7 protein-coding genes and 1 rRNA gene are annotated in these 10,077 nt (G+C 28.6%); all 8 read right to left on the bottom strand.

Annotated elements, in window-relative coordinates; genetic code table 11:
* A 16S ribosomal RNA gene (locus BUA70_RS08615) occupies window positions 1-84 on the bottom strand; the annotation flags it as partial.
* Window positions 85-665: 581 nt separating this feature from the next.
* Window positions 666-3,170 (bottom strand): DNA gyrase subunit A, encoded by a 2,505-nt coding sequence (gyrA, locus tag BUA70_RS08610; protein ID WP_072896322.1) that lies wholly within the window; start codon window positions 3,168-3,170, stop codon window positions 666-668.
* A 21-nt stretch (window positions 3,171-3,191) separates the two neighbouring features.
* Window positions 3,192-5,102, bottom strand: coding sequence for a DNA topoisomerase (ATP-hydrolyzing) subunit B (gene gyrB, locus BUA70_RS08605; RefSeq protein ID WP_072896321.1), 1,911 nt, complete (start codon window positions 5,100-5,102; stop codon window positions 3,192-3,194).
* An 81-nt stretch (window positions 5,103-5,183) separates the two neighbouring features.
* Window positions 5,184-5,438, bottom strand: coding sequence for an extracellular matrix regulator RemB (gene remB / locus BUA70_RS08600; protein ID WP_072896320.1), 255 nt, complete (start codon window positions 5,436-5,438; stop codon window positions 5,184-5,186).
* Window positions 5,439-5,451: 13 nt separating this feature from the next.
* Window positions 5,452-6,540, bottom strand: coding sequence for a DNA replication/repair protein RecF (gene recF / locus BUA70_RS08595; RefSeq protein ID WP_072896319.1), 1,089 nt, complete (start codon window positions 6,538-6,540; stop codon window positions 5,452-5,454).
* 57 nt (window positions 6,541-6,597) lie between these two features.
* The gene (locus BUA70_RS08590; protein WP_072896318.1) at window positions 6,598-6,804 is read right to left on the bottom strand and encodes an RNA-binding S4 domain-containing protein; all 207 of its coding nucleotides are present in this window, start codon (window positions 6,802-6,804) and stop codon (window positions 6,598-6,600) included.
* Window positions 6,805-6,871: 67 nt separating this feature from the next.
* On the bottom strand, window positions 6,872-7,972 hold the full coding sequence (gene dnaN / locus BUA70_RS08585; protein WP_072896317.1) for a DNA polymerase III subunit beta: 1,101 nt from the start codon (window positions 7,970-7,972) through the stop codon (window positions 6,872-6,874).
* Between the two features lie 261 nt (window positions 7,973-8,233).
* Window positions 8,234-9,592, bottom strand: a complete 1,359-nt coding sequence (gene dnaA / locus BUA70_RS08580; RefSeq protein WP_072896316.1) for a chromosomal replication initiator protein DnaA — start codon at window positions 9,590-9,592, stop codon at window positions 8,234-8,236.
* Between the last annotated feature and the right edge of the window lie 485 nt (window positions 9,593-10,077).

Raw genomic sequence — 10,077 nt, 5'->3', positions numbered from 1 at the left:
CCGAAGAAAACTCTCTCGCTCGACTTGCATGTGTTAAGCACGCCGCCAGCGTTCGTCCTGAGCCAGGATCAAACTCTCAATTTAAAAAGTTTAATCTTTACTCATATAAAAGAATTGCTGGTTTAAAAAAATCTTAAAAGATTTTGTAAGTTTCTCTCTGTTTAATTTTCAAAGACCAAGTTTTTGTTTTCTTGTCACATCTTGGCGACTTCTTTATCTTATCACCAATTTGTTTCTTTGTCAACACTTTTTTAAAACTTATTTTTAAGTTTTTGTGTTTTCAAAGTTTCTTTCGCTTTAGCATTTCGCACCTCAGCGACGTGTTTTATCTTACCATGGGTAGAATATATTATATTAATTTATTTTTCTATTTAAATAATATGTATATGTTTTTTACTCAAAAATACTTTTAATTTCTTTAATATTCTTATATTGATACACTAGGAAAAGTTTTCTTTGCATTTTGTAATTTTATAATGTTTAATTCTGATTTTTACTTATAATTTAATCATTAAACACCAACATACTTATAAAGATATCAATATAATACCTAATATATATTGTTTGTTTTCTTATCCCTAAAATCTAAAAATAATAGAAAATTAATATTAAAATAAATATAATAAAAAAAGGTATGGTTTTAACCATACCTTTTTTTATTATATTTATTGTTCTTTATTTATATCTTCTTTATTAGAATTGTTATCCGTAACTTCATCATCTAAAACATTATCTTCAGATTCTTCATTTTTTTCACCTGAAATTTTAGCTATAGCTACTACCTTTTCCTCTTCTTGCGTTCTCATTAATGTAACACCCATTGTAGCTCTTGATGTAGTTGATATATCAGATACATTCATTCTAATAGCAACTCCACTAGTATTAATTAACATAAGTTCATCATCTTCATTACAGATTACAGCTCCAGCTAAGTTACCTGTCTTTTCTGATATCTTATATGTTATTAATCCCATTCCACCTCTATTTTGAATTTTATATTCACTTACAGGTGTTCTCTTTCCAAATCCATTTTCACTAACAACAAGAAGTTGTTCTTCATCTACTGCTATATCCATGCATACAGCAATGTCACCTTTTCTTAGATTTATAGCTTTAACTCCAGTTGCAGTTCTTCCCATAGGTCTAACATCCTGCTCATTAAATCTTATAGCATATCCATTTTGAGTAACTATCATAATGTTAGCATCCCCTCTAGTTACCTTAACCTTTAATAATTCGTCACCATCTCTTAAATTTATAGCTATAATACCATTCTTTCTAATATTTTTGAAATCTTCAAGAGCTGTCTTCTTAACTAGACCATGTTTAGTGGCCATAAATAAGTATCCCTCTCTATTTTGATCTCTTAATGATATTACAGTTTCTATTCTTTCATCTTGATCTACTGGTATTAAGTTAACTAAATTTGTACCCTTTGCAGTTCTTCCAGCATCAGGTATCTCATATCCTCTTACCTTATAAGCTTTACCTTTATTTGTAAAGAATACTATATCTGCATGAGTAGATGTTATAAATACATGCTCTACAAAATCATCTTCTTTTGTAGACATAGCTTGAATACCCTTACCGCCTCTTCTTTGTGCACTATAAGTATCTGCTGCTATTCTCTTTATATATCCTGAATGAGTTAGTGTTATAACAACTTCTTTTTCATCTATTAAATCTTCTATATCTATCTCATCATTATTTTTTTCTATTTGAGTTCTTCTTACATCACCATATTTATTTTTTATTTCTGTAAGTTCATCCTTTATTACAGATAATAATTTTTCTTCATCAGCAAGAATTGACTCTAAATAAGAAATTAACTTTAAAAGTTCATTATATTCAGCTTCAATTTTATCTCTCTCAAGGCCTGTAAGTCTTCTTAGCCTCATATCTAAAATAGCTTGTGATTGAGCTTCACTTAAATCAAACTTTTCCATTAATGTTTTCTTTGCTAAATCAGTAGTTTTAGAGTTTCTTATTATCCTTATAACTTCATCTATATTATCTAAAGCTATAATTAGTCCCTCTAATATATGAGCTCTTTCTTTAGCTTTGTTTAACTCAAAAACAGTTCTTCTTGTAACTACTTCCTTTTGAAAGTTTATATAGTGAGTTAAAACTTGTTTTAGGTTTAAAACTACAGGCTCATTATCTACTAAAGCTAGAGTTATAACTCCAAATGTATCTTGCATTTTAGTATGCTTATATAATAGATTAAGAACCACATTAGGATTTGCATCCCTTTTAAGTTCTATAACTATTCTCATACCTTCTCTATCAGATTCATCTCTAAGATCGCTTATTCCAGTAATCTTTTTATCCTTAATAAGCTCAGCTATATTCTCTATTAGCTTTGCTTTATTAACTTGATACGGAATTTCAGTAACTATTATTTTATGTTTTCCTTTTTCTTCTTCTATTTCAGCTTTAGCTCTAATAGTTATTCTTCCTTTTCCTGTTTCATAAGCTTCCCTTATTCCATTTTTACCCATTATTATTCCTGCAGTAGGAAAATCTGGTCCCTTTATATATGTCATAAGTTCTAGTATTGAAGCCTCTGGATTATCAATAAGCATTATTGTTCCATCTATTATCTCACCTAAATTATGCGGTGGAATATTAGTAGCCATACCAACAGCTATTCCTGATGAACCATTAACTAAAAGATTAGGAAATCTTGATGGTAAAACTACTGGTTCTTTTTCTTCACCATCAAAGTTTGGAATATAATCTACAGTATTCTTATTTATATCCCTAAGCATTTCAGCCGCTATTTTATTCATTTTAGCTTCTGTATATCTCATGGCTGCTGGTGAATCTCCATCTACAGATCCAAAGTTACCGTGACCATCAACAAGCATATATCTCATTGAAAAATCTTGAGCCATTCTTACTAAAGCGTCATAAACAGAAGTATCACCATGTGGGTGATATTTACCTAATACCTCTCCGACTATTCTTGCACATTTTCTATAGCCCTTTTCTGGATTTAAACCAAGCTCTTGCATTGAATAAAGTATTCTTCTATGAACTGGCTTTAAACCATCTCTTACATCAGGTAATGCACGACCTACTATTACGCTCATAGCATAATCTATATAACATTTTTTCATCTCATTTTTTATGTCAACGGGTATAACTTTTCCCTCATTAAAATTCATGTGCTTCACCTCATAATAGTACTATATATCTAAGTTAACTACTTTTTTAGCATTAACTTGTATAAATTCTCTTCTTGGTTCAACCTTATCACCCATAAGAATTGTGAATATTTCATCAGCTATCATAGCATCTTCTACATTAACTTTTAGCAATATTCTTCTTTCAGGATCCATTGTTGTTTCCCATAATTGAGTTGCATTCATTTCTCCTAGACCTTTGTACCTTTGAATATTAATTGAATTGTCTTTTCCACCTAAGTCATTAAGAATTTGATCTAATTCTCCATCTGAATAAGCATAAAAATCCTTTTTAGATTTTGTAACTTTATATAATGGTGGCTGAGCAATATATACATGCCCTCCATCAATTAGCTCTCTCATATATCTATAGAAAAATGTTAGTAATAATGTCCTTATATGAGCACCATCTACATCAGCATCTGTCATAATTATAATTCTATTGTATCTTATTTTTTCAATATCAAATTCATCACCTATACCTGCACCTATAGCAGTAATCATTGATCTTATTGTATCTGATCCTAGTATTTTATCTAATCTTTGTTTTTCAACATTCATTATTTTACCACGTAAAGGAAGTATAGCTTGGAATTTTCTGTCCCTTCCTTGCTTTGCTGATCCACCAGCTGAATCTCCCTCAACTATGTAAACTTCGCACTCCCTAGGATCCTTTGAAGAACAATCTGCTAATTTCCCCGGTAATGATGATCTTTCAAGAACTGTTTTTCTTGTAAGTTCTCTAGCTTTTCTTGCTGCATCCCTTGCCCTTTGAGCTAATAATGATTTATCAATAATTAATTTTGCAACAGTAGGGTTTTCCTCAAGAAATGTTCCAACTCCTTCTGCTACTATTCCATCAACAATCCCTCTTACCTCACTATTTCCAAGCTTAGTTTTTGTTTGACCTTCAAATTGTGGTTCAGATATTTTTACAGATACAACTGCTGTCAATCCTTCCCTTACATCATCACCAGAAAGATTCTTCTCATTATCTTTTAAAATTCCAAATCTCTTTGCATAATCATTAAACACTCTAGTTAAAGCTGATTTAAATCCTGCTAGATGAGTTCCACCTTCTATTGTGTCTATATTATTAGCAAAGCTAAATATATTTTCATTGTATCCATCATGATATTGAAGTGCTACTTCTACAGATATTCCATCCTTTAATCCTTCAACATATATTGGTTCCTTATGCATAGCCTCTTTATTTCTATTTAAGTAAGAAACAAAAGATTTTATACCACCTTCATAATGATAATCCTCTTCCTTTTCAAATCTTTCATCAATAAGTTTTATTCTAATTCCCTTATTTAAGAAAGCTAACTCTCTAAGTCTTTGAGATAAAATTTCAAAATCAAATGTTGTCTCTTCAAATATTTCTGAATCAGGCTTAAAGTGAACCTTAGTTCCATGCTTATCAGTCTCACCTATTCTCTCTAAACCTGTTTTAACTAGTCCCCTAGTATAAATTTGTTGCCATAGCTCACCTTCTCTCGCTACAGTAACTATACATTCTTCTGATAGAGCATTAACAACAGATGCACCAACTCCATGAAGGCCTCCAGATACCTTATATCCACCTCCACCGAATTTTCCTCCGGCATGAAGTACTGTCATTATTACCTCAACTGTTGGCTTTCCCATTTTGGGATGAATACCAACAGGCATTCCTCTACCATCATCTATAACAGTAATTGAATTATCTTTGTGTATATATACTTCAATATTATTACAATATCCCGCTAGAGCCTCATCTATACTGTTATCAACTATTTCGTAAACCAGATGATGAAGTCCTCTTGAACTTGTGCTACCTATATACATACCAGGTCTTTTTCTTACAGCCTCAAGTCCTTCAAGAACTTGAATTTGACTTTCATCATAGGCTTGCTTATTTTGTTCTAACATATAACTCCTCCTACCTTTTTCACTAAAAATAAATTTAAAATTTATTTTTAGTGTAATTAACCTTTCCTTAATTGCTATATACTAATAGTCAATATCCGTTCTTTTTGTTAATGTTGAGGATGATATTGGGGAAAGATAAATCTTGCTTTTTTTATTTACTTCAGCAATTACAAAAGATTTTGGTTTATCATTAGTTATTCGCTCAACAAATCCGTCCTCTTCTGCCATTCTTAAAAACGCTATTGTATCTGAACTGTACATAGTTGTTTGAAGATCAAATATACCTATAACATCTTTTATAGGTACTACTACATTTTCACCTAAATGTAAAAACACAAATACTCCTCCTTTATTTTCCTTGTATAATACCTTCTATGACTCTAAAAACCTTCGCCTTATCATCAAGATAATTAGTTAAATCCTCTATACCCGTGCAAGTTATAATTGTTTGTATATCTTTTATGGAACTTAACACATATCTTTTCCTATTAAAGTCTAACTCTGAAAGTACATCATCAAGAAGAAGTACTGGATACTCTCCTGTAAGCTCCTTAATTATTCTAAGAGAGGCAAATTTTATAGTTAACACTGCCGTCCTTTGTTGACCTTGAGATCCATAACTTTTAGCATCTACTCCATTTATAAAAATAGAGAAATCATCTCTGTGTGGTCCAACAGATGTATTTCTTTTTTCTTTATCCTTTTCTCTATTTTTTTCTAAAGAAGTTATTAGAGATGACTTAATATTATCTAAATCTTTAATAGAGCTTATATATTTAAAATCAATTTTCTCTTTTCCTGATGTAATTTCATTATGAACAATTTTACCTTGTTCATTAAGCTTATTTAAATATTTCAATCTTTCTTTTACTATATATTCTCCAAATTCAGCTAATTGAAAATCATAGATATCAAGCATAGAAAGATCTATATTTCTATTTTTTAAGACCATGTTACGTTGACTTAAAACTTTATTATATTGGACTAAGTTATAATAATATTTTTTATTTAATTGACAAATCTCCATATCTAAAAACTTTCTTCTTATTCCAGGAGATTCTTTTACAATTCTTAAGTCCTCAGGAGAAAACATCACTACATTAAATGCACCAACTAATTCGCCGATTTTATTTATTTTTATAGAATTTACTTTAATGGCCTTTCTACCATCTTTTAAAATGCTTATATCAATTTTCTTATCTAATCTTTTCTTAGAAATATTAATACTTATATAAGCTTTTTCTTTATCCCATTTTACTAATTCTTTATCTCTATTAGTTCTGTGAGATCTTGCAAATCCACAGTAATACATAGCTTCAAGAATATTAGTTTTTCCTTGGGCATTATCTCCCATAAATATATTCACATTTTCTCCAAGATCTATTGATATTTGGTCATAATTTCTGTAATTTAAAACCATTATATTTTTTATATACATATAAACACCCATTTAATTATATCATATTATTAAATAATATATATTAAATGTAAATTATTAAATAATACTATACTCTTGCTCTTCAAACTGAACCTTATCTCCAACAAAAAGCTTTTTTCCCCTTTGAGTACATATTTCTCCATTAACTTTTACTAAACCTTCAGCTACTAATATTTTAGCTTCTGATCCTAGTGATACAATTCCGCTCCATTTTAAAAATTGATCTAATTTTATAAATTCAGTATTTATATTTATTTCCTTCATAATACTTTTAACTATAAATGATTAATTAACCAATTATAATTAACAACCTCCATAATACATTTTTTTACTATTTTACCAATCTAACTGGTAATACTAAGTACTTACTATTGTTAATTTCTTTATTTCTTATAACACAAGGAGATACACTACTAGTTAATTCTAATATAACATATTCCTCTTCCATATTTTTAAGAACATCTAATAAATACTTTGAATTAAATGCAATTTGCATAGGATCTCCTTGCAAATTTATTGAAACTTCTTCTCTTACTTTTCCCAATTGAGAATTAGAAGTGATTATTATATTATCTTCTTGAATATCTAATTTTATAAGATTACTATTACCTTCTTTGGCCATAAGAGAAGCTCTTTCTATACCATTTTGGAATCCTTGCTTATTAACTTCTACTAAAACTTTATATTCTTGAGGCAATAAAGAATTATATTTAATAAATTCTCCTTCTAAAAGTCTTGATATAACTTTAGTATTTCCCAAATTAAATAAAATATGGTTAGTTGTAAAAGTTATATTTACATTTTCATCACTTTCTTCTAATATCTTTGCTACTTCATTAAGGGTTTTACCTGGTATCACAGCACTTATTGTGTTATTTGTATCTATAGTTTCGCTTCTTAAAGCTAATCTATATCCATCAAGTGCTACTAAATTTAAATTTCCTTCAGTAACTTCAAAAAGTATTCCTTGAAGTATTGGTCTTGTTTCATCTTGAGCTATAGCAAAAGATGTTCCCTTTATCATATTTTTTAGTAGACTTTGAGAAACTGTAAAAATCATATTTTCATTTATTTGAGGTAATCCAGGAAACTCATCTGAATTCATGTGTATAAGATTAAAATTAGATTTTTCACATGTTATTTGTATTATATTATTTTGTAATGTTTCTATTTTTACTTCTGAGTTAGGTAATTTTCTAATTATCTCTCCAAAGATTTTAGCATCTACAACTATTTTTCCTTGTTCTAATACATCTGCTGATATCTTAGTTTCAATACTTACGTCTTTATCTGATCCTATTAAAGTTAAAGTATTATTATTAGCTTCTATGTAAATACCTTCTAAAATAGGCATTGTTGATTTACCAGTTATTGCTTTTTGTGCTATAGATATAGCATCTTGAAGTTTTGTTTTATTACATATAAAAATCAAAGTATAAAACCTCCTTATTTATTAACAGTTAAAATATAGTTTAATTATAGATAGATATAATTAATATTTAATAGTAGTAGTAGTAGGGGCTGTGAATTTGTGGATAAGTATATTATATGTAGTAATAGCTTAAAAGATTGTGTAAATATAATGTGGATAAGTCATTACTAAATTTTTAAACTTATCCACAGTATTCACATTGTAAAAATACAAATATATTTATCCACAGGTAATTCAGTATTTATTATAAACAATTGTTAATTAATTTTGATTTAGTTTTTTAGATAGCTCATTTATAGTGTTTTCAAGGCCTTCATCTGATTTTAAATTTTCAGAGATTTTTTCATAGGCATGAATTACAGTAGTATGATCTCTACCTCCAAATTCTTCGCCGATTTTTGGAAGCGACATATCTGTTAATTTTCTACTTAAATACATTGCTATTTGACGAGGATAAGCTACATTTCTTGTTCTTCTTTGAGATTTTAAATCCTCAACTCTAAGGTTAAAATAATTAGCTACTGTATCTTGAATTATATCAATGGTTATGTGTACTCCTTGCTTGTTTGAAATAATATCCTTTAAAGCTTCAGAAGCTAAATCTACAGTAATATCTCTATTAGTTAAAGATGAATAAGCTACTATTCTTATTAAAGCTCCTTCAAGTTCTCTTATATTAGATTTTATTTTTGTTGCAATATACACCATAACTTCATTTGCTACATTTAAATTTTCTACATCTGCTTTTTTCTTTAGTATTGCCATTCTTGTTTCAAAATCAGGGGGTTGTATGTCGGCTATTAATCCCCATTCAAATCTTGAACGTAATCTATCCTCTAATGTTGGTATTTCTTTAGGTGGTCTATCAGAAGATAGGATTATTTGTTTATCTGCTTCATGAAGTGCATTAAATGTATGGAAAAATTCTTCTTGAGTTCTTTCCTTACCAGCAATGAACTGAACATCATCTATTAAAAGAACATCTACATTTCTATATTTATTTCTAAACTCTTCATTTTTATCATCTTTTATTGCGTTTATCAATTCATTAGTGAATTTTTCAGAAGATACATAAACAACTTTCGCTTTAGGATTATTTTTTAATATATAATGACCTATAGCATGCATTAAGTGAGTTTTTCCAAGTCCAACTCCTCCATATATAAATAGAGGATTATAAGCTCTTGCTGGAGCTTCAGCAACTGCTAAAGATGCTGCATGAGCAAACCTATTACTGTTACCAATGACAAATGAATCGAAAGTATATTTAGGATTTAAAGTTGCTGACATTTCATCATTTACCACTACAGAACTTTGATTATCATCAACTTTTTTATTTTCCTTTGAAATCTCTCCTTCTCCTTGCATATTTGACTCAATTAAAAAATCTATATCATATTTTTTTGAAGATACTAATTTTATTGCTTGGATTATTAGAGGTTTATATCTTTTCTCCAAAATGTCTTTGGTGAACTCATTAGGAACGCTCAATTTTATGGTTGAATCTTTTATAGCGATAGGCTCACAGCTTTTGATCCAAGTGTTAAAGCTAACTTCCGTCATTTCACCCTTAATAATATTTAGGGTTTTTTCCCATATTTGATCTAATTGGGCATCCATGTTATATCCTCCAGTTATAAAAATATAATAATAAAATAAAAATTTTTTCGACAAAAAAAGCTAATATTAACAGGTTATCAACAATATAATCAACATATACAATAATTGTAATATGATGTTGATAAACTTATACACATGTTAATAATTACGTTTATTAAAAAAATTATATCATAATTATCCACAATATAAGACAAAATGTATAAGAAAATTATTGACAAAGCTTAATATTAGAATTTTAGCCAAAAATATAAAATATAATACTAACTTATATACAAAAAATAACAAGTTATGCACAGAGTTTTCCACAGTTGTGGATAAGTCCTATGTATATATATATTTATTCACAATCAATTTTAATAATAACATAAGTAAATAGGGCGTTTCAATAACTTATCCACAATTATTTTTATACTATGAGTGATTTATTAACAGTTCTTTAATTCCTTGACATAATATTGCTTCAAATATATAATTAAAAAGTAAAA

The organism is Clostridium fallax (genome assembly GCF_900129365.1).
GTDB lineage: Bacteria > Bacillota > Clostridia > Clostridiales > Clostridiaceae > Clostridium_AH > Clostridium_AH fallax.
The sequence above is the reverse complement of the archived record's forward strand: the minus strand, read 5'-3'. Positions and strand labels throughout refer to the sequence as shown.

Excerpts from the sequence above, each read along its gene's own strand:
- gyrA (WP_072896322.1), bottom strand. The coding sequence starts at position 3,170 with ATGAATTTTAATGAGGGAAAAGTTATACCCGTTGACATAAAAAATGAG.
- gyrB (WP_072896321.1), bottom strand. The coding sequence starts at position 5,102 with ATGTTAGAACAAAATAAGCAAGCCTATGATGAAAGTCAAATTCAAGTT.
- recF (WP_072896319.1), bottom strand. The coding sequence starts at position 6,540 with ATGTATATAAAAAATATAATGGTTTTAAATTACAGAAATTATGACCAA.
- BUA70_RS08590 (WP_072896318.1), bottom strand. The coding sequence starts at position 6,804 with ATGAAGGAAATAAATATAAATACTGAATTTATAAAATTAGATCAATTT.
- dnaA (WP_072896316.1), bottom strand. The coding sequence starts at position 9,592 with ATGGATGCCCAATTAGATCAAATATGGGAAAAAACCCTAAATATTATT.